This is a genomic window from Vagococcus zengguangii (assembly GCF_005145005.1).
Taxonomy (GTDB): Bacteria; Bacillota; Bacilli; order Lactobacillales; family Vagococcaceae; genus Vagococcus_A; species Vagococcus_A zengguangii.
Map to the genome: position 1 here is coordinate 792,838 of NZ_CP039712.1, position 25,884 is coordinate 818,721.

The window sequence follows — 25,884 nt, forward strand, 5'->3', positions numbered from 1 at the left end:
AAAACATCAGCTTTGATGATTACGAATCGTAATGTTCAAAGCTGATGTTTTTATTTTACGCTTTTCTTTGATGATGTTAGTTCGCCAATAATGTAAACAATAGCGACTAAGACAAGAGAACCGATTAAAGCCGATACAGGCGTGTAGGCTGTGTGACTTAAAGCAGCTCCTAAATAGCCAATCATTTGGCCAATAATTAAACCTGAAAGTAATACGATAATAAATCTCATTAACGACACCTCTTTCCTCACGTTTATTTTATCACATAGTCTTTAAAAGTCTAGCATTCCTCCTGAATTTATTTGCGCAATTGAGATAATACGTCAGAATAGTGATTTCATGGTATACTAAAAGGTGGAAAAGGAGGTTGGATGTCTATGGAAAAGGTGCAATTATACAATCAAACGGCCTTTTCGCTATTGCAAAGTACGAATCGAATTCCCGATTTAGTCGAGCAAGCGAAAAAATTAGGTGTGACCGCATTAGGAATCGCTGATGTTAATACGATGTCAGGCGTAGCCGACTTTTATCGTGCCTGTCAAGCTGCAAACATCCATCCGCTCATCGGTGTCACGATAGAATATACGGTCGCAACGTTAGAACATGTCACATTTAAATTAGTTTTTTATGCCAAAAACAAACGAGGTTACCAACAGTTAATCAATCTTTCAACGTTGAAAATGTTGGATCAACGTAAACCATTACTATTAGAAGAGCTGTTACCTTATTTAGCTGATTTGTTTGTGATCGTACCAGCTGAAGATTCACAGCTGAATTATTATTTGAAAAAAGGGGAACTTGAGCGCTTTGTTCCGGTTTTAAAGCAGTTATTAGAATATGCTGGCCAGGACAGTGTTTATGGTGGCATGGCTAATTATTTGGCCGATAATAAATGGGAAGCCTTAACGCAAGCATACGAAAAATTAGGGCTAGCAATTATAGCGTTTGAAAATAGTCGTTATTTATTGCCAAGCGATCATTTTTCGTTAGAAATTTTACATCATATTGACGAAGGTACACGCTTAGAAACACTCGATTATCAAGCGGCGGGTTCTTATTATTTGCAAAATCCAACATCGGTTGCCCAGGTCTATGCTGAAAGAAACTTAACCCAAGCAATCGAAGCAGCGAGTCAATTAGCGAAGCAATGTCAATTCGAGATGGACTTTAGCCAAAGTTTATTGCCACATTTTGATACCCCTGCAGGTGTGTCAGCGGGCGAATATTTGCGCCAACTGTGTTTTGAGTTTTTACCAAAACGTGTACCAGACTTTGACGAATGTTATGTTGAACGTTTAGAAAAAGAATTAGCCGTTATTCATCAGATGGGATTTGACGATTATTTTTTAATTATTTGGGACGTAATGCGTTTTGCTGAAGAGCAGCAAGTCGTAACAGGAGCTGGCCGTGGTTCAGCTGCTGGTGCTTTAGTATCTTACGTTTTATCCATTACGGATGTCGATCCGATTAAATATCACTTGTTGTTTGAACGTTTTTTAAATATCGAACGAAATAGCATGCCCGATATTGATTTAGATATCCCAGATAATCGTCGCGATGAAATTCTTCACTATGTTTATCAAAAATATGGTGATAATCACATGGCGCAAATTGCCACGTTTGGTACGATGGCCGCTAAAATGGTGTTACGAGATGTTTGTCGCGTCTTTGGTCTCTCACAAAGCGAAGCATCACAATGGTCAAATGCCATTCCAAATGTCTTGAAAATTACGCTTAAAGAAGCCCAAGTAAAATCGAAAAATTTGCAAAAATTAATCGAAAGTTCTGAACGCAATCGTTTGATTTTTGATGTCGCGTTGCAATTAGAGGGCTTGCCTCGTCATGTCTCCACACATGCGGCGGGTGTGGTAATTAGTGATATACCGTTAACAGATGTTGTCCCGTTACAAGAAGGTTCTGAAGATATTCCGTTAACTCAGTTTACAATGGGGAATGTTGAAGCAATTGGCTTGTTAAAAATGGATTTTCTTGGCTTGCGTAATTTATCAATTATTGACGATACGTTGCGACACATTCGTCGCACAACCGGCACCGAGTTGACGCAAAAAATGATTCCAATGAATGATCCTGATACGCTTGCTTTATTCAAAAAAGGCCAAACAGCAGGAGTCTTCCAGTTTGAATCGGCCGGTATTCGTAACGTGCTGCGTAAAGTTTCACCAGAGTCAATCGAAGATATTGCGGCGGTTAACGCCTTGTATCGTCCAGGTCCTATGGAAAATATTGACACCTTTGTGCGTCGTAAACACGGTCAGGAAATGATTCAATACCCACACGAAAGTTTAAAAGATATTTTAGATGTGACTTACGGAATTATTGTCTATCAGGAACAGATTATGCAAGTAGCTGCTAAGATGGCTGGTTTTACACTTGGTCAAGCCGATATTTTACAGCGGGCAGTCAGCAAAAAGGTCAAACATGTTTTAGAACAACAACGCCAGAATTTTATTGATGGTTCAGTTGCCAATGGTTATAGCCCACAAGTTGCTGAAGAGGTCTATCAATATATCGAAAAATTTGCGAACTATGGCTTTAACCGTTCACATGCCATGGCCTATTCATTTGTGGGTTATCAGATGGCCTATTTAAAAGTTCACTATCCAGCTGCTTTTTTTGCTGCGTTATTACATTCTGTTCGTCATAATTTGGATAAAATTAAAGAATATATCGCGGATGCAAGGAAATATGGCGTTGTCATCAAAGGGCCTAATATTAATCGCTCGTCCTATAGTTTCTCTTTAAATAAATCCAATGAAATTTTGTTTGGCTTTAGTTCGCTTAAAGGCGTTCGGCGTGATTTTGTGAAAGAGTTGATTGCTGAACGTAAAGAACAGGGTCCCTATACAAGTTTTGATAACTTCTTGATTCGAAATGATAATAAGTGGCTAAAACCAGACTGGTTAGCCCCGCTAATTCAGATTGGGGCGTTCGATGAAATAGAACCAAATCGTCGTGACTTAATGAAAAACTTGGACGGCAGCATCGCGAATGTTTTAATTAGCGGTGGTAGCGTTGATATGTTAGCGACACTAGAGCTAAAAGAAAGCCAGTTGCCAGATTATACCTTAGAAGAGAAACTGTCATTTGAAGAAGAGTTTTTAGGGGCTTATGTTTCAGGTCATCCAGTTAATCAGTATAAGAGCATAAAAGTAGTTAAACAAGCCACAAACATCGCACAGGCTTTAGTCGGTAAACATCAGTCGTTTATTGTTTATCTTAAAAAATCACGTGAGATCCGTACAAAAAAAGGAGAAACAATGGCCTTTTTAGAAGTGTCTGATGAAACAGGCGACTTATCATTGACCGTTTTTCCTATATTGTATCGTAAGTTATATGATCAAATAAAGGTCAACCAAGTTTATTGGGTGAGTGGTAAGGTGGAAGAGAGTCGTTACAACCAGGAACGACAATTATTAGTTGAACAACTTCAACCGATTACAGTTTTAGAGCAAGCTATCGGAGCGACCATTTGTTATTTGAAAATTTCGAGAGATGTTGAAAAAGAATCATTGTTTTCAGAAATTAAAGAAGTTTTACAAACACATCATGGCATTTGCCCAGTCATTTTATTTGATGAAAAAACGAACAAACGTAGGGTGTTAAATGAACAACTTTGGATTGCTGACAGTCCAGAGTTAAGAGAAAAGTTAGTGGAATTATTAGATGAAAAAAATGTTGTTTTCAATAAATAGACTGATAAATGAAACAAATGAGAAAATTTCTATGTTTTTTTGATATTTAATAAGACAATTTTACGAAAAAATGGTAGAATACATAGGTAATTGAGTTTTGGTAATTTATACATTTATTTTTGAATGTAAAAATATATTTTGAGGTGGAAAAGAATGAAGCGTATTGCTATTTTAACTAGTGGTGGAGACGCACCAGGTATGAACGCTGCGGTTCGCGCCGTTGCACGTAAAGCGATTTTTGAAGGATTAGAAGTTTATGGTGTGAACTATGGTTTCGCTGGTTTAGTTGCCGGTGACATCCGTCGTTTAGATGTAGCTGACGTTGGTGACATCATCCAACGTGGTGGAACATTCCTATATTCAGCTCGTTACCCTGAGTTTGCGACTGAAGAAGGACAATTAAAAGGAATCGAACAACTTAAAAAATTCGGCATTGATGGCTTAGTAGTTATCGGTGGAGACGGTTCTTATCATGGAGCAATGGCTTTAACTCGCCATGGTTTCCCAGCTATCGGTATCCCAGGAACAATTGATAATGATATTCCAGGAACTGATTATACAATCGGATTTGATACAGCAACAAACACTGTATTAGAGTCAATTGACAGAATTCGTGACACAGCAACTTCACACGTTCGTACATTCGTTATTGAAGTAATGGGACGTAATGCTGGTGACATCGCTCTTTGGGCTGGTGTTGCAGGTGGTGCTGACGATATTATTATTCCGGAACATGATTTCGACATGGCTGAAGTAGCACAACGTGTTAAAGAAGGCCGCGATCGTGGAAAAAAACATTGCTTAATCATCTTAGCTGAAGGTGTTAAAGGCGGGAATGAATTTGCAGAGGAATTAGCTGAATACGGCGACTTCCATACACGTGTATCAATTTTAGGACACGTTGTTCGTGGTGGGTCTCCAACAGCTCGTGACCGCGTTTTAGCAAGTAAATTTGGTGCAAAAGCTGTTGAACTTTTATTAGAAGGTAAAGGCGGTTTATGCGTAGGTATGCGTAACGAAGAAGTTGTCGCATCTGATATTATTGATACACTTGAAAATGGTAAACACCAACCTGATCTTTCTTTATACAAATTAAATAAAGAAATTTCATTTTAAAATAAACAAATAGGAGCGTATGACATGAAAAAAACAAAGATTGTATGTACGATTGGACCTGCAAGTGAAACAGTCGAAACACTTGTAGAATTAATTAATGCTGGGATGAACGTTTGTCGTTTAAACTTCTCACATGGTGATTATGAAGAGCATGGCAACCGTATCAAAAACATTCGTGAAGCAGCAAAAATTACAGGTAAACGTATCGCGATTCTTTTAGATACAAAAGGGCCTGAAATTCGTACAAATGATATGGAAAACGGCGCAGTTGAATTAAAAACTGGCGAAACAATCCGTATTTCAATGAAAGAAGTTTTAGGTAACGCTGAACGTTTTTCAGTTACTTACCCTGAATTAATCAACGATGTTGAAGTTGGCGGCCACATTCTTTTAGATGATGGTTTAGTAGACTTAGAAGTAGTTGAATTAGATCACGCTAACGGAGAAATCGTGACACGTATTTCTAACGATGGCACATTGAAAAACAAAAAAGGCGTTAACGTTCCAGGCGCTTCAATTAACTTACCTGGTATCACAGAAAAAGACGCTTCAGATATCCGTTTTGGTATCGAACAAGATGTTGACTTTATCGCAGCAAGTTTCGTTCGTCGTCCAAGCGACGTTTTAGAAATCACTAAAATTTTAGAAGAAAACGATGCAACTCACATCCAAATTATTTCTAAAATTGAAAACCAAGAAGGTGTTGATAATATCGACAGCATCTTGAAAGTTTCAGCTGGTTTAATGGTTGCCCGTGGTGACTTAGGGGTAGAAATCCCAACTGAAGAAGTACCAGTTGTCCAAAAAGAATTAATCAAAAAATGTAACGAAGTTGGGAAAACTGTTATTACAGCGACTCAAATGTTAGATTCTATGCAACACAACCCACGTCCAACACGTGCGGAAGCTAGTGACGTTGCCAATGCTATCTACGATGGTACAGATGCTATCATGTTATCTGGTGAAACAGCTGCTGGTGATTACCCAGTTGAAGCAGTAACAACAATGGCACGTATCGCATTACGTACTGAAGATGCGTTAGTAGACCAAGATGTGTTTGCTTTAAAACGTTTCAGCCAAACTGATACAACTGAAGCAATTGGTCAATCAGTAGGTCATACTGCGCGTAACTTAGGCATCAAAACAATCGTTGCTGCAACTGAATCAGGTTACACTGCGAAAATGATTTCTAAATATCGTCCAAAATCTCACATCGTTGCGATGACATTCGATGAAAGAAAAGCACGTAGCTTAGCATTAACTTGGGGTGTATTCCCAGAAGTTGCTGAAAAACCAGAATCTACTGATGATATGTTTGCTCGTTCTGCTGAATTAGTTCAAGACTTAGGTTTTGCTAAAGAAGGCGAATTAGTTATTATTACAGCGGGTGTACCAGTTGGTGAACGCGGCACAACTAACTTAATGAAAATTCATATGATCGGTTCTAAACTAGTTTCTGGTCAAGGAATTGGTGACAAACCTGTAACAGGTGTTGCAGTTGTTGCAACAACTGCTGAAGAAGCAGTTGAAAAGATGACAGAAGGTAGTGTATTAGTTGTTAAAACAACTGATAAAGATTACATGCCTGCTATTGATTTAGCAAGTGCTTTAGTTGTTGAAGAAGGTGGTTTAACTTCTCATGCGGCAGTTGTAGCAATCGCTAAAGGTATTCCAGTTGTCGTTGGTGCTGCAAATGCAACAACAGCAATCGAAGCTGGTAAATTAATCTCTGTTGATCCAAAAGCTGGCGACATTTTCTTAGGATAACCCCTAAAATATTAAGGCTTAACTAATCGAAAGAATAGAAACTGTTACAGTTTCTATTCTTTTTTTTTAAGACTATGCGTGTTAAACTTAACAGTAGGAAAATAACAGAGGAACGTGATAATAGATGGATTCTAATAGAAAATTCTCACCAAAACATTTGATTTTAACGGCACTTTTATCAGCGGGTGTGGCTATAGGTGGTACATATTTAGTAGTTGAAGGGAATGAATTATTCGGAAGCGATATAAATAGTTCAAATAGTACTCACCAACAGTTTGCACATGTTGAGGATGTGTTTAATTTTATTAAACAAAATTATGTTGGAGAAATTGATGAAACAGCCTTAATAAATGGGGCACTATCTGGCATGACTGATGCCATTGGGGATCCATATTCAAACTTTTTAACCGGCCTATCGAAGGACTCGATTGATGAAACGATTGAAGGTGAATTTGAAGGAATCGGCGCCACCATGTCTTATGCTAACGACGTTCCTTTTATCGTTGAACCACCGATTAAAGGTTCTCCAGCTGAAAAAGAAGGATTACGTGTTAATGACAAAATCCTGAAGGTAGATGATAAGGATATTACAGGACAAACCTTAACCGAGGTAGTGAGTCAAATTCGTGGTGAAAAAGGGACACAAGTCAAATTAACGATTGAACGCGATGGTAAAACGTTTGATGTGACGTTAACGCGAAATGTGATTCCAATCGAATCAGTGTATCCTGAAATTGCAAGTGAAAATAAAGAGATTGGTATAATAAGAGTGACAACTTTTAACGGCAATACTTCAGATGATTTCTTTAAAGCAGTAGCCAAAATGCGTAAAGAAGGAGCGAAACGCTTCGTAATTGATTTACGAGACAACCCGGGCGGAAGCTTACAAGAAGTTTCCAAAATGGCGAGTGCTTTCTTAAAAGAAGACCAAATTATTTTCCAAGTTGAAGATGGTCAAGGTAATCGAGAAAAAGTCGAAGCGGATAAATCATTTGATAATGGCAATAAAATAACAGAACCGGTCGTTGTTCTAGTTAATGGAAATAGTGCGAGTGCTTCTGAAATCTTTGCAGCAGCTATCAAAGAAAACGAGCGTGGCAAAGTGATGGGTGATACCACCTTTGGTAAAGGAACCATGCAGACGGTACAACCATTAACTGAGGATACCGAATTGAAGTTAACGGTTAACAAATGGTTAACACCAAAAGGTAATTGGATTAACGAAAAAGGTTTAGAACCAACAATCGAAGTGAAAACCCCAGATTATTATTCAGTTATGGTAATGGATAAATCTAATTCAATGCAGTTAGGTTCATCTGGTGATAGTGTAAAATCATTAAATGTTATGTTACAAGCATTAGGCTATGAGGTTGATAAAGACAGCGATCAGTTTAGCGAAAAGACACAAGTCGCAGTTGAAACCTTCCAAGCTTCCAAAAAATTAACGGTTGATGGTATCGTGAATAAAGAGACGGCTAATCAAATTGAAAAAAACGTGTATCAATTTATGCAAGAAAATGATCAACAGCTAGATGAAGCAATCAAGCAATTGAGTAAATCATAGAAGAGAGTGGCAAAAATTGAAGAATAGCTTTTTAGAAAAATTAATTTATTGGATAAAAATGTTAATGGTTGCTGCTTTTTTTGCTGTTATTGTCAGAGGTTTTGTATTTATTCCCATGACAATTGAAGGAAATTCAATGGAGAAAACCTTAAATCAAGAGGATCATATAATATATGAGAAGTTTTCCGATATTGATCGCTTTGATATTATTTTGTTTAAAGCGAACGATGGTACCGTGATGGTGAAGAGGGTAGTGGGTTTGCCTGGTGAAGAGGTGGCCTATTTTAATGACACCTTATTAATTAATGGTGAGATGATTGAGGAACCTTATTTGGATGAGATAAAAATTCATCATCTAAATAATCACTATACAACCAATTTTAATAGTGAAGAAGTACTAGGGAAACCTAATTTATCAGATGATGCTTACTTTGTTTTAGGCGATAACCGTCGTGTTAGCAAGGACAGTCGTTCGTTTGGTGAAGTAAGGGCGGATCAAATTATTGGAAAAGCACGCTTAGTGTACTATCCATTTAAAGATATAAAATTATTGTAGAAGAGGAAGTTTATTATGAAAGTAATTCAATGGTTTCCAGGCCACATGGCCAAAGCCAGAAGAGAAGTAACCGAGAAATTAAGGTATGTTGATATTGTGTTTGAGTTAGTCGATGCTCGATTACCAATCTCAAGTCGTAACCCGATGTTAGATGAGATTGTGCAGCATAAACCACGTCTAATGTTATTAAATAAGGCTGACTTAGCTGACCCGGTTCAAACTCAAAAATGGCAGCAATATTTTGAAAAACAAGGTTATGCTACTTTAAAACTGAATTCGCAAGAAGGACGTGGCATTAAACAAATCGTTCCAGCAGCGCAAGAAGTCTTAAAAGAAAAACGTGAACGCCAAAAAGCCAAAGGATTAAAAGAACAAGCAATACGTGCGATGATTATCGGGATTCCTAATGTTGGTAAATCGACGCTAATGAATCGTTTAGTCAAGAAAAATATTGCAAAAACAGGTAATAAGCCTGGTGTGACAAAAGGACAACAATGGTTAAAAGTCGGAAATGAATTGGAATTACTAGATACACCAGGGATTTTATGGCCTAAATTCGAAGATCCAGAAATCGGTAAAAAATTGGCGTTAACAGGTGCGATTAAAGATAATTTATTACATTTAGATGATATTGCCTTATATGCTATTCAATTTTTCAATGATTATTATCGTCAGTCATTAGGCAAACGCTATGGTTTCTCAGAAGGTGATTTCGAATTGAACAATGTGGATCAATTGATGTTGATTACAAAAAAACGTGGCTTTAGAGATGACTATGAGCGTGCGAGTGAGATGTTGATTCAAGAAATCCGTAGTGGCCAAGTAGGTCGTTATACCTTAGATCGTGTTGAAATTTGGGAGGCTGAGCAGCTTGACACTAACGATTAAAAGCGCAAAAGAGCTGTTATTAAATCCTGATACACCGGTTGAAATAATCGCGGAACTTCGTCAAGATGAGCGAAAAGGCGTACAAACCTTAATTGCTCAATATGATCGTCGTCAAGCTAAAGAACAAGCGGCTAAGGAGTTGTTTGAACAAATGCAGGCCTTCGAACGTGCAGCCCGCCAGCAAGCGTATCAATACATTGCAGGTGTCGATGAAGTCGGACGCGGTCCATTAGCGGGGCCAGTCGTAGCAGCAGCCGTGATTTTACCTGAAAATCCAGACTTAGTCGGTTTGAATGATTCAAAACAATTAAGTCATGCTAAACGAGCAGAATTGTTAACGAAAATTAAAGAACAAGCGCTAGCGATTGGCATTGGGATTGTCTCACCAGAAGAAATTGATCGTATTAATATTTATGAAGCAACAAAAGTCGCTATGACCCAAGCGATTGAAGCCTTGAATCCGCAGCCGGATTACTTACTATTAGATGCGATGAAGTTACCTAATATTGCGTTGCCTCAAGAAAGTATTATTAAAGGTGATGCCAAAAGTATTGCGATTGCGGCAGCAAGTATTGTCGCAAAAGAAACACGTGATCAGATGATGAGCGAGTATGAGCAACAATATCCTGGGTATGGTTTTGCTGAAAATGCCGGTTACGGCACGGCTAAGCACTTAGCTGGATTAAATAGCTTAGGAATTACCCCAATTCATCGTAAAACCTTTGCACCAATCAAAGATATGATTTAAATAATGAAAGCCTTCCTGATTCACTTACTTATTAGTGAAAGGGGAGGTTTTTTATGATCAACGAAAATTTTCAAATATTTTTATTAAAACATTTAAAAGGTGTGGGTAATAAAGGTTTACTAAAATTGCTTAATCATGTTATTTTAAAAGGGACAGCATTAACAGATTGTTCAAACCATGAACTAATATTTCTATTGAATGTACTACCCAAATATCAACGTGTTTTTGAAAAAAGTATGCAATATATTGAAGAAAATCAAGAATTACTGTTTGAAAAATATATTGAAACCAATAGTGTGACTATTTTAGATACAGATTATCCTACGTTGCTTTTAGAAACTTATAATCCGCCAATTATGTTATTTTATAAAGGGAATCATAAGTTGTTACAAACCAACACGTTGGCGGTTGTCGGAACTCGAACGATGAGTGATTATGGTCAACAGGTGACTAATAAAATAGTTGCGGAATTAATTAACCAACAGTATACTATCGTAAGTGGGTTAGCAATAGGAATTGACACGCTTGCTCATCAAGTAGCTATTAGCGCACATGGACAGACGATTGCTGTAGTGGCCCACGGTTTAGACCGGATTTATCCTAGAGAGAATCGCGACCTGTTTCAAAAAATGGGCACAGAACAATTAATTATCTCTGAATATTTGGAAGGTACGCCACCCCAAAAACATCAATTTCCGATGAGAAATCGGATTATAGCGGGTATCTCGCAAGGTGTTTGTGTGATGGAGGCCAAACGCCGTAGTGGCTCACTAATTACTGCACAGCAAGCATTAGAGAATAATAGAGAAGTTTTTGCTGTCCCAGGTTCAATTAGGTCAGTAACTTCTGAAGGTTGTCATGAATTGATTCAAAATGGGGCAAAATTAGTTAGCAGTGCGCAACATATAATAGAAGAAATTAATCAGTTTAAACAGCTAAATGTTGACAAACGTTTGACGAAATAATAATATATGATACGATTTAAAAGTAGAATCGGTAAATAAAGGTGGTTAGTCGGCATGGCATTTAAATATTTGGTGATTGTAGAGTCACCTGCAAAAGCAAAGACTATTGAAAAGTACTTAGGAAAGAATTACAAAGTGGTCGCAAGTGTCGGACACTTAAGAGATTTACCCAAAAGCCGAATGGCCATAGATTTTGATAACAATTATGAGCCAGAATACATCTCAATTAGAGGTAAAGGCCCAATTATTAAAGAATTAAGAAAAAATGCAAAAAAAGCACAAAAAGTTTATCTCGCAAGTGACCCGGATAGAGAAGGGGAAGCCATTGCTTGGCATTTGGCTCATTTGTTAGATTTAGACTTAAACGATGAGAATCGCGTTGTCTTTAACGAAATCACAAAAGACGCAGTGAAAGCCGCATTTAAAGAACCACGTAAAATCAATTTAGATTTAGTTGACGCACAGCAAGCTCGTCGTATTTTAGATCGTATTGTGGGATACTCTATTAGTCCATTATTATGGAAAAAAGTTAAAAAAGGCTTGAGTGCTGGTCGTGTGCAATCGGTAACGTTAAAAATGATTATCGACCGTGAAAAAGAGATTAAGGCTTTTGTTCCGGAAGAATACTGGTCAATTACTGGAAACTTCTTAAAAGGGCGCAAAAAATTTAAAGCGGCTTTTTACGGAATCAATGACAAAAAAATGGATTTAAAGAACACTGAAGATGTTCAACAAGTGTTGAAAAAACTTGACGGTGATCAATTTGAAATCACTGATATCGTCAAAAAAGAACGTAAACGTAATCCAGCAAAACCATTTACAACCAGTAGCTTGCAACAGGAAGCTGCTCGTAAAATTAATTTTAGAACGCGTAAAACCATGATGGTTGCGCAACAATTGTATGAAGGAATTCCGATTGGTAAAGAAGGCACAGTCGGGTTAATTACCTACATGCGTACTGACTCAACGCGTTTATCTGATACAGTCAAAACAGAAGCTGCTAAATATATTACGGAAACTTATGGAGCCGAATTTTCAGCAGGTATGAAAGCCGATGGTAAAAATAAATCCGGTTCTCAAGATGCCCATGAAGCGATTCGTCCATCAAGTATTTATCGTACGCCAGAATCATTAGCGAAATATTTAGACAAAGATCAAATGAAACTTTATAGCTTAATTTGGTCACGTACGGTGGCAAGTTTAATGACGCCAGCTGTTCTTGATACAATGCGTGTTAGCTTGAATCAAAATGGGGTTACTTTTGTCGCAAATGGCTCAAAAATTAAGTTTCCTGGCTTTATGAAAGTTTATATTGAAGGTAAAGATGATGGTAAAGAAGAAAAAGAAAATATTTTACCAGATTTAGCATTAGGCGAAATGGTGAAATCAGTTGATATTGAACCAAAACAACATTTCACGCAACCGCCAGCTCGTTATACCGAGGCAACGTTAGTTAAAACTTTAGAAGAAAATGGAGTAGGTCGTCCATCAACTTATGCGCCAACACTAGAGACGATTCAACGCCGTTACTATGTGAAATTAGCACAAAAACGTTTTGAACCAACGGAATTAGGGGAAATCGTTAATGACTTAACGGTTGAGTATTTCCCACAAATCGTTAACATGAAATTTACAGCTGAAATGGAAACAGAACTTGATAATGTCGCTTTAGCTAAAGAAAAATGGGTCGATGTGATCGATAGTTTCTATCAACCATTCAAAGTCGAGCTTGAAAAAGCCGAAGTTGAGATGGAAAAAGTTCAAATTAAAGATGAACCAGCTGGTTTTGATTGTGAATTATGTGGATCACCAATGGTCGTGAAACTTGGTCGTTTTGGTAAATTCTATGCATGTAGCAATTTCCCGGAATGTCGTCATACTTTGGCAATCGTCAAAGAAATCGGCATGAAGTGTCCAACTTGTCATGAAGGTGAAGTGATTGAGCGTAAGACGAAGAAAAATCGTCTATTCTACGGCTGTAGTCGCTACCCAGAATGCGAATTCACGTCATGGGATAAACCAATTCCGAGAGATTGTCCAAAATGTAACCACTTCTTAGTGGAGAAAAAAGTTAAAGGCGGCAAACAAGTCATCTGTAGTCATTGTGACTATAAAGAGGAAATTCAAAAATAATTATCGAGGTGGAATATGGAACCTGTTGTTACAATCATTGGTGCCGGCTTGGCCGGTAGTGAAGCCGCTTGGCAAGTTGCTCAAGCTGGCGTTAAAGTACATTTATATGAAATGAAAAAAGAGAAAAAAACGCCTGCACAGTCTACTGATAAATTTGCAGAATTAGTCTGCTCAAACTCTTTACGTGGCCGTAGCATTACCAATGCAGTTGGCTTATTAAAAGAAGAAATGCGTCATTTTGATTCATTGATTATGCAAGCGGCCGATGCAACTGAAGTACCAGCAGGTGGCGCTTTAGCAGTTGACCGTAACTTATTTGCGGACTATATTACAGATAAAATTAGAAATCATCCAAACATTACGGTTTTTGATGAAGAAGTGGCACATATTCCAGCTGAAGGTGTGACAATCGTTGCGACTGGTCCGTTAACTTCTGATACGTTAGCGGCTGATATTGCGAAGTTTACTAAATCAGAAGGTTTATATTTCTATGATGCGGCGGCGCCAATTATCGAGAAATCTTCTATCAATATGGATAAAGTTTATTTGAAATCTCGTTATGATAAAGGTGAAGCGGCATACTTAAATTGTCCGATGAACAAAGAAGAATTTTATGCTTTCCGTGAAGCGTTAGTAAATGCTGAAGCAGCACCACTAAATAGTTTTGAAGATATGAAAGTGTTTGAAGGCTGTATGCCAATTGAAGTCATGGCGGAACGTGGCGAAAAAACGATGTTATTTGGACCAATGAAGCCAGTTGGTCTAGAAGACCCTAAAACGGGTAAACGTCCGTATGCGGTTGTCCAATTACGTCAAGATAACGCAGCGGGCTCGTTATACAATATTGTTGGTTTCCAAACACATTTGAAGTGGGGCGAACAAAAACGTATCATTCAAATGATTCCAGGTTTAGAAAATGCTGAAATCGTCCGTTACGGGGTAATGCACCGGAATACCTTTATGAATTCACCAAAAATCATGCAACCAACTTACCAAACGCGTGAACGTGAAGATTTATTCTTTGCGGGTCAAATGACTGGTGTAGAAGGTTATGTTGAAAGTGCGGCGAGTGGTTTATTAGCAGGTATTAATGCAGCCAAATTAATAAAAGAAGAAGCGCCAATTATTTTACCGCGTGAAACAGCGATTGGTGCCATGGCGTACTATATTACGCACGCTGAAGGCAAACATTTCCAACCAATGAATGTTAACTTCGGAATTATTGCTCCACTAGAAGAAAGAATTCGCGATAAAAAAGAACGTTATACAGCAATTGCTGAACGTGCTTTAGCGATTATTGAGAAAATTTAAGTTAGATAAAGTGAAGGACCTGCGAGAAAATTGTAGGTCCTTTTTGTGCTTTTATATCGACGTAGTAAGTTGATGTCACTAGTTGGGTTGAATTATCGTCATTGTACTCATATCACTCGAAAGTTAATCGCGCCTTCCTGCGCCTTTATTAACGGGCTTTCGATGGCAGATTTTTGGACAATATGAAGTCATTTCTTGCATATTGCTCAAAATCCATACGTTCTCTCCAGCACTTTTTTATAATATTTTATTAATTAATGCTTTAGGCTGATTGTCATGGGAAAATTCTTATGATAAGGTTATCAAGTAAGGGTGGTAATAGTGATGAAAGAATCATGGTTGGTGAGTTTTTTGACGTATTTAATCGTTGAACGACATTTTTCGGAACATACGAAGACGGCGTATCACGATGATATTCAAGATTATTTAGACTTTTTAGTAGAAACAGGTGAAGCCGACTTTTTACAAGTGACACCACAAGATGTGAGAATTTATCTGTCGTATTTGTATGATAAAGGCTATAGTCGGACGTCGATTAGCCGTAAAATTTCAAGTTTGCGTTCCTTCTACAATTTTTTGTTGCAACAAGAGCAATTAAGTGAGAATCCTTTTTCTTATGTGCAAATGAAAAAAGGGCAATTACGTTTGCCACGTTTTTTATTTGAAAAAGAGATGGATGTGCTCTTTGAAACAGCAAAAGGTGAGGGACCACTGGATTATCGTAATTTAGCGATTTTAGAATTAATGTATGGCACAGGGATTCGTGTGAGTGAGTGTGCAGGAGCTAAGCTGAGTGACATTGATTTTAATTTAGGTGTGATACTAGTTCGTGGTAAAGGGAATAAAGAACGCTATGTGCCGTTTGGCTCGTATGCGGCCGACGCTTTAGTTGACTACATTGAGAACGCTCGCAATGAATTAATGACCAAGTACGACAAGACACATGAGGCGTTGTTTGTGAATCACTACGGCGATCCAATTACGCCAAAAGGGATTGAATATATCTTGAAACAGTTAATAAAAAAGAGTTCGTTAACAACCGATATTCATCCGCATATGTTGCGACATACGTTTGCAACCCACCTACTTAATAACGGGGCGGATATGAGAACTGTCCAAGAATTGTTAGGTCATGTGAGTTTGTCTTCAACGCAAATTTATACACATGTCACTAAAGAAAATTTACAAAAGAGTTATCGTAATTTCCACCCACGCGCGTAATTTTATTGTGTTGGGCAGGAAGAGCTAACTGTTAAAGGAGATAGTAAAATGGGATTAACAACATTTCATAGCACAACCATTTGTGCAGTCGAAAAAGACGGAAAATTTGCGATGGCAGGAGATGGCCAAGTGACAATGGGTGAGTCAGTTGTCATGAAAGGTACTGCGAAAAAAGTTCGTAAAATATATAATGATCAAGTGGTCGTTGGCTTCGCAGGAAGCGTAGCGGACGCCTTTAATTTAGAAAATAAATTTGAAGCAAAATTACATGAATTTAAAGGGAATTTAACCCGTGCTGCAGTTGAATTAGCAATGGAGTGGCGCAGTGATAAAATGATGCAAAAACTTGAAGCCTTACTAATCGTGATGAATGATAAAGAAATGTTAATGGTTTCTGGTACTGGTGAAGTAATTGCCCCTGATGACGGTATTTTAGCCATTGGTTCAGGTGGTAACTACGCGTTATCAGCAGCACGTGCCTTAAAACGTGATGGTCGTGAAGATTTAACAGCTGCCGAAATTGCTAAAGCGGCGTTAACCGTAGCAGGAGACATCTGTGTTTATACTAACCACAATATTATTGTAGAAGAGTTGTAAAGGATTGATAATAATGGAAAACATGAATAAAACCCCAAGACAAATTGTGTCAGAATTGGATCAATACATTATTGGTCAACATAATGCAAAAAAATCAGTTGCGATTGCCTTAAGAAATCGTTATCGTCGTATGCAATTAGACGAAGAGATGCAAAGAGAAGTGACGCCTAAAAACATTTTAATGATTGGGCCAACTGGTGTCGGTAAAACGGAAATTGCTCGTCGCTTAGCTAAAACCGTTAAAGCACCGTTTGTAAAAGTCGAAGCAACAAAATTCACCGAAGTTGGTTATGTTGGTCGTGACGTAGAATCAATGGTTCGTGATCTTGTCGAAGCAAGTATTCGCATTGTCCAAGAGCAAAAACATAGCGAAGTCTACGCTGATGCTAAAAAATTGGCGGAAGATCGTTTAGTAAAATTATTGGTTCCTGGTATCAAAAAGGAACAAAAACAATCACGTAACCAAATGGATATGATGATGCAAATGATGAATGCGATGCAAAATATGACGGGTTCTGAAGAGGAAACGGAAGAAGTAACGGATAATATTAAAGCAAATCGTGTGACAGTCAAGGATCAATTACAAAAAGGCTTATTAGATAATCGTGAAATTACAATTGAAATCGATGAACCTAAAGTCCAAATGCCGATGAACAATCCTGGTTTAGAGCAAATGGGGATCGATTTAGGTGACACCTTAAGTGCCTTAACACCAAAGAAAAAAATTAAACGCACATTAACCGTCAAAGAAGCGCGTGAGATTTTAATTCAAGAAGAGTCAGAAAAATTAGTCAATAAAGCGGACATTCACAGCGAAGCCATTAAAGTTGCTGAAAATAGTGGCATTATTTTCATTGATGAGTTCGATAAAATCACCTCAAAATCTGATACTAATGGTCAAGTCTCGCGTGAAGGTGTGCAACGTGATATTTTACCAATCGTTGAAGGGTCACAAGTAACAACTAAATACGGGCCAATCAACACGGATCACATTTTGTTTATTGCTTCAGGAGCCTTCCATCTAAGCAAACCAAGTGATTTAATTCCTGAATTACAAGGTCGTTTCCCGATTCGCGTCGAATTAGATGACTTAACGAAAGAAGACTTCGTACGTATTTTAACCGAACCTGAAAATGCTTTAGTGAAGCAGTATATTGCGTTATTAGGAACTGAAAATGTAAAAGTAACGTTCTCGAAAGAAGCTATTGAAGAAATTGCTGAGATTGCCTATAAAGTTAACGAAGAAACCGATAATATTGGGGCCCGTCGTTTACACACTATTTTAGAAAAATTATTGGAAGATTTACTGTTTGAAGCAGCTGAAATGCAAATGGGCGAGATTATGATTACACAACAATATGTCAATGAAAAACTAGGCGATATTGTCCAAAACCAAGATTTATCTCGTTTTATTTTGTAAAAAATTTGTGAATAAGATGAAAGAGGGCAACGAGATGTTTACCTTAAAAAATGATCTAGTAACAGCTTGCTTTAAGGCGCAAGGCGCTGAGTTAACGAGCTTACAATTAAATGACGGAGAAGTGGAATTTTTATGGCAAGGAGATCCTGAATTTTGGGGGCGTCAAGCACCGGTGTTATTTCCATTTGTTGGTCGTTTAAAAGACGATACGTACCGTTTTGAAGGTGAAGATTATCACTTGCCTCAACACGGGTTTGCTCGTGATCAAGTGTTTGAGATGGTTCAGCAAACAGATGACAGCGTGACGTTTTCACTAAAGAGTTCAGAAACGACTAAAGCTAACTATCCATTTGATTTTGAATTACAAATTGTTTATCGTCTAGTTGGGTCGGCATTAACGACAACTTATCGCGTACACAATACTGGCGAATACACGATGTATTATTCAGTTGGTGGTCATCCGGCTTTTAATGTACCAATCAACGGCCAAGGAACCTTTGAAGACTATAATTTAACGGTTAAGTTTTCAGATGAGAGCTTATTTTTACCTTTAGCGGGTCCAAATATTGCGGTGGATAAAAAAGAGGTAGTTGAGCCTCATTTTACGGTGCCGTTATTACGAGAAGTATTTAAAGGTGACGCGTTGGTTTATGCCACACCATTGAATCAGCAAGAAATTATCTTAAGCTCTGAAAAAACACCGCACCGTTTAAGTGTTAGTTATGAAAAGCTACCGTATGTCGGCTTATGGAGTCCTTACCCAAAAGAAGCGCCGTTTGTTTGTATCGAACCATGGTTAGGAATTGCCGATACAACAGACGCTACTGGCGAATTGACAGAAAAATTAGGCATTCAACGTCTAGCAAGTCATCAAGTTGCAGAAAGCAGCTACACTATCACAATCAAATAAAAAACGCAACTTTTCACTTCCTAATCAAGGAAGATGAAAGGTTGCGTTTATTTTTTCTTATTAAGTCCAAATGGCACCTTATTTTCTGTGCCGTTTTTAATGCGAACAATATTATCTTTATGACGATAAAAGATAAAACAGCTGACCGCTGCTGCGACAAGCGTTAAAACCCAATTGAATTCGGGTAAAATTGTCGGCCAAATATAGGGTAAGATAATGGTTGAAATCGTCACGACCACCGCAGCAATCATACTAGATAAGCTAACCATGCTTGTAATCAATAAACAAATCACAAAAATCGACGCTGCATAAACAAAAAATAATGGTGAATAAGCGAGTAACATCCCTGCGCTAGTAGCCACTGCTTTCCCGCCTTTAAATTTAGCAAAAATAGGAAAAGTGTGTCCAATAATGGCAGCAATTCCGCCCCATAAAATTGGCATATCTGAATGGAAAAGTAAAGGCAAGCTAGTGGCTAAAGTGCCTTTTAACACATCGGCTAGTAACACCACGATGCCGGCTTTTTTTCCTAGAACTCTAAAGGTATTCGTCGTGCCGGTATTCCCACTACCGTAATTACAAATGTCTTTTTGATAAAACAGCTTGCCAATCCAGACACCTGAAGGGATCGAACCTAACAGATAGGCAAGTAATAAAATAATGATATTCATCGTTCTCTCCTCGTTTCGTTGTGGGTTTATTTTACCATGGATTAATAGTCTTCACAAATGTTGTTTCATAATTATTTATGGTAAAATAGACAGGCGAATATAAAAACGTTAAATTATTTAGAAATCGAAGGTGTTTGAGATTATGGTAACGAGTTGGAATCGCCCTACCACATTAACAGTTAATAAGAAAGCTATTCAATTTAATATAGAACAGGAATTGAAACGGTTGCAACCAGGACAAGAAGTTTTTGCAGTTGTTAAAGCAAACGGTTATGGCCACGGTGCCATTGAAATTGCAAAGTTAGCTCTAGAAGAAGGCGTTAGTGGCTTTTGTGTGTCTAATATTGATGAAGCGATTGAATTACGCGAAGCGGGGATTTTACTTCCAATTTTAATTTTAGGGGTCATAACACCAAGCTTAGCGCCATTAGCTCAACAATATGATTTGACAGTTGCTGTGGCTTCCAAAGAGTGGTTGACTGAGGTGATAGCAAATGATGAGCTAGACACAATAAGAGCGCCATTAAAGCTTCATCTAAAAATTGATACGGGAATGCACCGAATTGGTTTTTATGATGTTGAAGATTTTGTGACGAGTGTCGAATTAGTCGAGTCGCAACCACGATTAATTTATGAAGGGGTATTTACGCATTTTGCGACAGCCGATGAAGCTGATGATACTTACTTTAGTCAACAGGCACAATGTTTTAATCAATTTATTGAAAAAAGTCCTGTCAAACCTAAATATATTCATTGCGCCAATAGTGCAACGGCTTTTTGGCACCAAGCGTGTCCGTCGAATATTATTCGTTTAGGAATCGGGCTTTATGGCTTAAATCCTTCAGGTAAAGCCTTAGATATGCCGTTTGAACTACAACCCGCAGCGAGTCTAACGACTGAGCTAGTTTTCGTTAAAGAATTACAAGCAGGAGATAAAGTAAGTTATGGTGCTACCTACGAGGCAAAAAGTAATGAATGGTTAGGCACTTTGCCAATTGGTTATGCTGATGGGTGGAATCGTCATCTACAAGGTTTCAAGGTCTTAGTCGATGGTCAGTTTTGTGAAATAGTTGGTCGTGTTTGTATGGATCAGTGTATGATTCGTTTACCAAAACATTATCCAGTTGGAACACCTGTGACGTTAATCGGTGAAAATAGTGGTCAAGTCATCACAGCTGATGATGTTGCTGAGCATTTACAAACTATTTCATATGAGGTGTTATGTGACATCGGTGCACGTATTCCAAGACGTTACGTCTAAGCCAATCAATTGCACGACAGTTTTATTTCTTATAAAATGAGCGTATCACTAATTAAACTGTAGGAGGTTTATGATGAAAAAAGTTGACAATATTTTAGCATTAGTCGGAGAAACTCCGTTAGTTAAGTTGAATCATTTAGTTGGGGAAGATGATGCAACGGTTTATATGAAATTAGAATTTTTCAATCCAGGTGGAAGCGTGAAAGACCGTATCGCAGTGGGGATGATTGAACAAGCTGAAAAAGATGGCTTAATCAAACCAGGTGATACAATTGTGGAACCAACCAGTGGTAACACAGGTGTTGGTTTAGCAATGGTCGCAGCAGCGAAAGGCTATAAATCAGTGATCATTATGCCTGATACGATGAGTATTGAACGTCAAAAATTAATGAAAGCTTACGGTGCAGAATTAATTCTAACACCAGGAGCTGAAGGGATGAAAGGTTCAATTGCTAAAGCGACTGAATTAGCTGAGCAAGACGGCTTCTTTATGCCGTTACAATTTAATAACGCAGCAAATCCTGCAAAACACGAAGAATCAACGGGTAAAGAAATTTTAGCAGCCTTTGAAGGTGAAAAAATTGATGCATTTGTAGCGGGTGTCGGGACAGGTGGTACCATTACGGGGGTTCACCGTGTATTAAACGCACATGATGCTGACACAAAATTCTATGCAGTAGAGCCAGCCGAATCTGAAGTTTTACGTGGTGGGGCACATTCACCTCATAAAATTCAAGGGATTGGGGCAGGCTTCATTCCTGAAGTGTTAGAACAAGGCGCTTATGATGAAATTATCCCAGTTCCGAGTGATGATGCGATTGCAACAGGTCGTGAAGTCGCTCAAAAAGAAGGTATCTTAGTAGGTATCTCTGCAGGTGCAGCTATCAATGCAGCCGTACAAGTAGCTAAGAAATTAGGTAAAGGGCATAACGTCGTCGTGATTGTTCCTGATAATGGCGAACGTTATTTATCAACGGCTTTATACGATTTTTCTGAATAGTTAGTGAATGACAGCCGCTCATCTTCGGATGGGTGGTTTTTGTTTGAGATAGTATTAGCGGTTAAGCTTGAAAATATGGTAAGATGATTAACGTCGGAAACACGTAGGGAAGGAAGATTTCATGAAAATAGAAAATGCTATTTTACATATGTTAGATTTTGAAAATAGTTCAACCGTTTTGTCACAAGGCGAGCTAGCTGTCAATGAACCAGTGATTCAACAATATTTAGATAAATTGGTCTCAAAATTTTTAGATGGTGATTTGAAAACAGGAGAGCTACCAGGTGATAATGAAATAGTTCAAAGTGTGAGAAATACTGAGCAGAGCTTTATCGAGATGAGCCAAACGTTAGCGAACGCTTATTTTGATGGCTTAAAAACAGCTGAAGAAGTTAGTAATGGCGACTTGTTAGTTGTGGCGGGATTAGGTAACGATGAAGAACCATTCATGGGGATGTTTAAGCTGAATTATAAGCCAGCATATACGCATTTTGTTGATTATGTTGATGATCAGATGGTCAATAATATTATTATGAACAAAGCGATTTTACCAAGTATGAGTCAACGTGTAGATGAGGGGATTGTGATTGCCTTAGAAACGTTAAATTACCAATCAATTGAGAAGAAATATAAGCTAGATGGTCGCAAAGTGAATTATTTGAGTGATTGTTTATTCGAAGTTCAATCCAAACCAAGTGCGATTGACAACATTAAAATTGTCAAAAAAGCGGTAAAATCTGTAGCGGATAAATATAACGTCGAAACCTACGAAAGTTTAGCCAACGTTCAACAAGCGATTTATGAAAGTATCGAAGAAGACGGTGTGATTAGTAACGAACGGATTGCCGAAGCGGTCTTTGAAAATAATCATCAAGCGAAGCAAGAATACAAAGAATACATCGAAAAAACTAATTTCTACGAAGATGTCCCAACCAATGTCCCGAAACTTGAGAAAAAATTTAGTAAGCAAAAGTTGAAACTTGCCAATGGGATTGAGTTATTTGTGCCGATTGAAATATACCAAGATAAAGAAGTCATCGAATTTATTAATAATCCAGATGGTACGATTTCGGTGATGATTAAAAATGTCGAGGAGATTATGAATAAGTTTTAACCAAGTGAAGCGTCAACTCAGAGATGGGCTGATGCTTTTTTTATTAAGATATGATTAGGTTTTAATGATAATATGAGGTATAATTTAAGCAAGTACGTTAGGGGGAAATTCGATGACAGGAGAAAAAAGTGTAAACGAGTGGTTGAGTGCTGAAAATTATTTGTACAATGTAACGCCTGTATTGTTCATAATAGGCGCTTTTGTCTTGTTTTTGATGATTTTTTTATTGCTTTATGTGAAGAAGAAAGAGTTTAAATTGAAGATGCCATTGCTAGTAGGCGGGTTGGTGATGCTTGCTGGGATGACGTTTTATTTGAATATCGCCAATACGAAACATGGTTGGTATCGCCGGGAAAATGTTAACGTGACATCAGCGATGCGCGATCGTCAAAAGAAAATATTTGGTTACAATTATCAACATTATACGCCACCTAAGCTGTTCGATAAAGCGCGAATTGAAGCGACAGGTTTGTATGATAGCCAACCGTTAACCAATAGTGAAGGCATCACGTATGTTGGAGAGACTGAGCATTTATATTATTTTAAAATTTATAAAAAGCTCTATAATATTAGTAAAAATGCCGATTTTGTGGTGTTTACGGAAGAAACCGTTGAACCGCGTTTTATTGGCTTTAATTATACGTTGAAAGATAAGGCACTGACTGAAATTGGCTTTAAAGAAGAAATCGGTCCACTCTATACGGAATTTCAGTTGCCTAAGTCGATGGAAAATCAGATCTATGATCATCGCGGAGGTAAAACAGAAGTATTTGAATATTAGACCAAAAAATCAATTGGAGAAATCTGATTGATTTTTTTATCTTTATGAAGTACCCCGCTCCTTCCATCACTCTTAATTATAGCGAAAGTATGTTCGGTGTGGTAAAATATATAATGGATAAGTCATAGATGAGGGAGTGATTATTAGATGATAGAGCGACAAACTGATATCGATTTTGATTTAGTGTCAAAATATCAGCCTAATGGGGATCAGCCGGCAGCGATTAGTCGTTTAGTTGATAACCTTAATCACCATGTAAAAGAACAAATTTTACTTGGCGCAACAGGGACTGGTAAGACCTTTACAATTTCTAATGTAATCAAAGAAGTGAAGAAACCGACCTTGGTAATTGCGCATAATAAAACATTAGCAGGGCAGTTATATAGTGAATTAAAAGAATTTTTCCCAAATAATGCGGTCGAATATTTTGTTAGTTATTATGATTACTATCAACCAGAAGCGTATGTGCCTTCTAGTGACACGTATATTGAGAAAGATTCAAGCGTCAATGATGAGATTGATAAATTGCGACATTCAGCGACAAGTTCATTGTTAGAACGTAACGATGTAATTGTGGTGGCGTCTGTTTCCTGTATTTATGGGTTAGGGGATCCAAATGAATATCGTAAAAAAGTGTTATCTTTACGTGTCGGAGCCGAGATGGAACATAGTGAATTGTTACGTCGATTAGTGGCCATACAATTTGAACGTAATGATATTGATTTCCAACGAGGTCGCTTCCGTGTACGAGGCGATGTCGTCGAAATTTTCCCAGCATCACGTGACGAACGCGCGTTAAGAATTGAATTTTTCGGCGATGAAATTGAGCGGATTCGTGAAGTCGATGCCTTAACGGGTGAAATCATTTCCGACCGTGAGCATGTTGCTGTTTTCCCGGCAACCCACTTTGTGACCGATGAAAATGACATGGAAGAGTCTATCAAGAAGATTGAAGCTGAGTTAGAAGAGCGCTTAGCTGTACTGCGTAAAGAAGAGAAATTATTGGAAGCCCAACGTTTAGAACAACGGACGAACTACGACATCGAAATGATTCGTGAGATGGGATACTGTTCAGGGATTGAAAACTATTCACGTCATATGGACGGTCGTAAAGAAGGTGAACCACCGTATACGCTAATCGATTTCTTCCCTGATGATTTCTTAATTGTGGCGGATGAATCACATGTGTCGCTACCACAGATTCGCGGGATGTATAACGGTGACCGTGCGCGTAAACAAATGTTAGTCGATTATGGCTTCCGTTTACCAAGTGCCTTAGATAATCGTCCACTGCGTTTGGAAGAATTTGAAGAGCGTGTTAATGAAATTATTTATGTTTCAGCCACACCTGGGCCGTATGAAATGGAACGTACTGATCATGTAATTGAACAAATTATTCGTCCAACAGGTTTGTTAGATCCCGTCATTGAAGTTCGTCCAATTATGGGACAAATTGATGATTTAGTTGGTGAAATCAATGAACGCATTGAGAAGAATGAACGGGTATTTATCACGACGTTAACGAAAAAAATGTCAGAAGATTTAACCGATTATTTGAAAGAATTAGGTATCAAAGTAAAATACTTACATAGTGATATCAAGACACTCGAGCGGACCGAAATTATTCGTGATTTGCGCTTAGGTGAATTTGATGTTTTAGTTGGGATAAACTTGCTGCGTGAAGGGCTAGATGTGCCGGAAGTATCATTAGTCGCGATTTTAGATGCCGATAAAGAAGGTTTCTTGCGAAGTGAACGTTCGTTAATTCAAACAATTGGTCGGGCAGCGCGTAACTCAGAAGGTAAAGTGATTATGTACGCTGATAAAGTAACCGATTCTATGCAAAAAGCAATCGATGAAACAGCTCGTCGTCGTGGAATCCAAATGGCCTACAATGAAGAACACGGAATTGTACCGAAGACGATTATTAAAGAAATTCGTGATTTAATTAGTATCACGAAAGCCGCCGAAGATGTCGAAACTGTCGATGCGGTTAACTCATATCAAGCGTTAAGCAAACAAGAAAAACGTGAAGTCATTCTAAAACTTGAAAAAGAAATGCGCGATGCCGCTAAAGCATTAGACTTTGAACGGGCAGCCACTTTACGTGATACTGTTTTAGAATTAAAAGGTGATTTATAGGAAGGT

General features: G+C 38.0%; 21 protein-coding genes. 19 read left to right on the top strand and 2 right to left on the bottom strand.

The features are described 5' to 3' along the window. Window positions 1–50: 50 nt before the first annotated feature. On the bottom strand, window positions 51–230 hold the full coding sequence (locus FA707_RS03795) for a DUF2929 family protein (protein WP_136952971.1): 180 nt from the start codon (window positions 228–230) through the stop codon (window positions 51–53). A gap of 147 nt (window positions 231–377) precedes the next feature. Between FA707_RS03795 and dnaE the strand changes: the two genes are divergently transcribed. The 14 genes from dnaE (at window position 378) to FA707_RS03865 (ending at window position 18,909) form a co-directional block, all read left to right on the top strand. Next, window positions 378–3,713: a DNA polymerase III subunit alpha gene (gene dnaE / locus FA707_RS03800; protein WP_136954176.1), complete on the top strand. Its 3,336-nt coding sequence runs from the start codon at window positions 378–380 to the stop codon at window positions 3,711–3,713. A gap of 153 nt (window positions 3,714–3,866) precedes the next feature. After that, entirely contained in the window at window positions 3,867–4,829 is a 963-nt protein-coding gene (gene pfkA, locus FA707_RS03805) for a 6-phosphofructokinase (protein ID WP_136952972.1), read from the top strand. Window positions 4,830–4,853: 24 nt separating this feature from the next. Continuing rightward, the gene (gene pyk, locus FA707_RS03810) at window positions 4,854–6,596 is read left to right on the top strand and encodes a pyruvate kinase (RefSeq protein ID WP_136952973.1); all 1,743 of its coding nucleotides are present in this window, start codon (window positions 4,854–4,856) and stop codon (window positions 6,594–6,596) included. A 124-nt stretch (window positions 6,597–6,720) separates the two neighbouring features. After that, entirely contained in the window at window positions 6,721–8,160 is a 1,440-nt protein-coding gene (locus FA707_RS03815; RefSeq protein ID WP_136952974.1) for a S41 family peptidase, read from the top strand. Window positions 8,161–8,176: 16 nt separating this feature from the next. Continuing rightward, the gene (lepB, locus tag FA707_RS03820; protein ID WP_281277689.1) at window positions 8,177–8,716 is read left to right on the top strand and encodes a signal peptidase I; all 540 of its coding nucleotides are present in this window, start codon (window positions 8,177–8,179) and stop codon (window positions 8,714–8,716) included. A 15-nt stretch (window positions 8,717–8,731) separates the two neighbouring features. Continuing rightward, entirely contained in the window at window positions 8,732–9,604 is an 873-nt protein-coding gene (ylqF, locus tag FA707_RS03825) for a ribosome biogenesis GTPase YlqF (RefSeq protein WP_136952975.1), read from the top strand. Continuing rightward, window positions 9,588–10,352, top strand: coding sequence for a ribonuclease HII (gene rnhB / locus FA707_RS03830; protein ID WP_136952976.1), 765 nt, complete (start codon window positions 9,588–9,590; stop codon window positions 10,350–10,352). Before ylqF ends, rnhB begins: the two co-directional genes overlap by 17 nt. Before the next feature lie 53 nt (window positions 10,353–10,405). Further along, a complete protein-coding gene (gene dprA / locus FA707_RS03835) occupies window positions 10,406–11,317 on the top strand; it encodes a DNA-processing protein DprA (protein WP_136952977.1) in 912 nt (303 codons plus the stop codon). Between the two features lie 54 nt (window positions 11,318–11,371). Then, window positions 11,372–13,450: a type I DNA topoisomerase gene (topA, locus tag FA707_RS03840; protein WP_136952978.1), complete on the top strand. Its 2,079-nt coding sequence runs from the start codon at window positions 11,372–11,374 to the stop codon at window positions 13,448–13,450. A 15-nt stretch (window positions 13,451–13,465) separates the two neighbouring features. Continuing rightward, window positions 13,466–14,761 (top strand): methylenetetrahydrofolate--tRNA-(uracil(54)-C(5))-methyltransferase (FADH(2)-oxidizing) TrmFO, encoded by a 1,296-nt coding sequence (gene trmFO / locus FA707_RS03845; protein ID WP_136952979.1) that lies wholly within the window; start codon window positions 13,466–13,468, stop codon window positions 14,759–14,761. 324 nt (window positions 14,762–15,085) lie between these two features. Beyond that, window positions 15,086–15,982 carry a tyrosine recombinase XerC gene (gene xerC / locus FA707_RS03850; RefSeq protein WP_154299949.1) on the top strand — a complete coding sequence of 299 codons (897 nt, stop codon included), beginning with the start codon at window positions 15,086–15,088 and terminating at the stop codon, window positions 15,980–15,982. 48 nt (window positions 15,983–16,030) lie between these two features. Further along, entirely contained in the window at window positions 16,031–16,579 is a 549-nt protein-coding gene (hslV, locus tag FA707_RS03855) for an ATP-dependent protease subunit HslV (RefSeq protein ID WP_136952981.1), read from the top strand. Window positions 16,580–16,592: 13 nt separating this feature from the next. Continuing rightward, the gene (gene hslU / locus FA707_RS03860; protein ID WP_136952982.1) at window positions 16,593–17,999 is read left to right on the top strand and encodes an ATP-dependent protease ATPase subunit HslU; all 1,407 of its coding nucleotides are present in this window, start codon (window positions 16,593–16,595) and stop codon (window positions 17,997–17,999) included. A gap of 34 nt (window positions 18,000–18,033) precedes the next feature. Next, the gene (locus tag FA707_RS03865; protein ID WP_136952983.1) at window positions 18,034–18,909 is read left to right on the top strand and encodes an aldose 1-epimerase family protein; all 876 of its coding nucleotides are present in this window, start codon (window positions 18,034–18,036) and stop codon (window positions 18,907–18,909) included. Between the two features lie 47 nt (window positions 18,910–18,956). On the opposite strand, the gene plsY is transcribed toward FA707_RS03865, so the two are convergent. Next, complete coding sequence (gene plsY / locus FA707_RS03870) at window positions 18,957–19,580, bottom strand: glycerol-3-phosphate 1-O-acyltransferase PlsY (RefSeq protein WP_136952984.1); 624 nt, start codon at window positions 19,578–19,580, stop codon at window positions 18,957–18,959. 142 nt (window positions 19,581–19,722) lie between these two features. On the opposite strand from plsY, the gene alr reads away from it, so the two are divergent. From alr to uvrB, 5 genes are all read left to right on the top strand, one after another. Then, window positions 19,723–20,841, top strand: a complete 1,119-nt coding sequence (alr, locus tag FA707_RS03875; protein ID WP_136952985.1) for an alanine racemase — start codon at window positions 19,723–19,725, stop codon at window positions 20,839–20,841. Between the two features lie 70 nt (window positions 20,842–20,911). Next, complete coding sequence (gene cysK, locus FA707_RS03880) at window positions 20,912–21,841, top strand: cysteine synthase A (protein WP_136952986.1); 930 nt, start codon at window positions 20,912–20,914, stop codon at window positions 21,839–21,841. 121 nt (window positions 21,842–21,962) lie between these two features. Next, window positions 21,963–22,955, top strand: a complete 993-nt coding sequence (locus FA707_RS03885; protein WP_136952987.1) for a nucleoid-associated protein — start codon at window positions 21,963–21,965, stop codon at window positions 22,953–22,955. Between the two features lie 112 nt (window positions 22,956–23,067). Continuing rightward, window positions 23,068–23,736, top strand: coding sequence for a hypothetical protein (locus FA707_RS03890; protein WP_136952988.1), 669 nt, complete (start codon window positions 23,068–23,070; stop codon window positions 23,734–23,736). Between the two features lie 147 nt (window positions 23,737–23,883). After that, window positions 23,884–25,878: an excinuclease ABC subunit UvrB gene (gene uvrB, locus FA707_RS03895; protein WP_136952989.1), complete on the top strand. Its 1,995-nt coding sequence runs from the start codon at window positions 23,884–23,886 to the stop codon at window positions 25,876–25,878. Window positions 25,879–25,884: the final 6 nt, after the last annotated feature.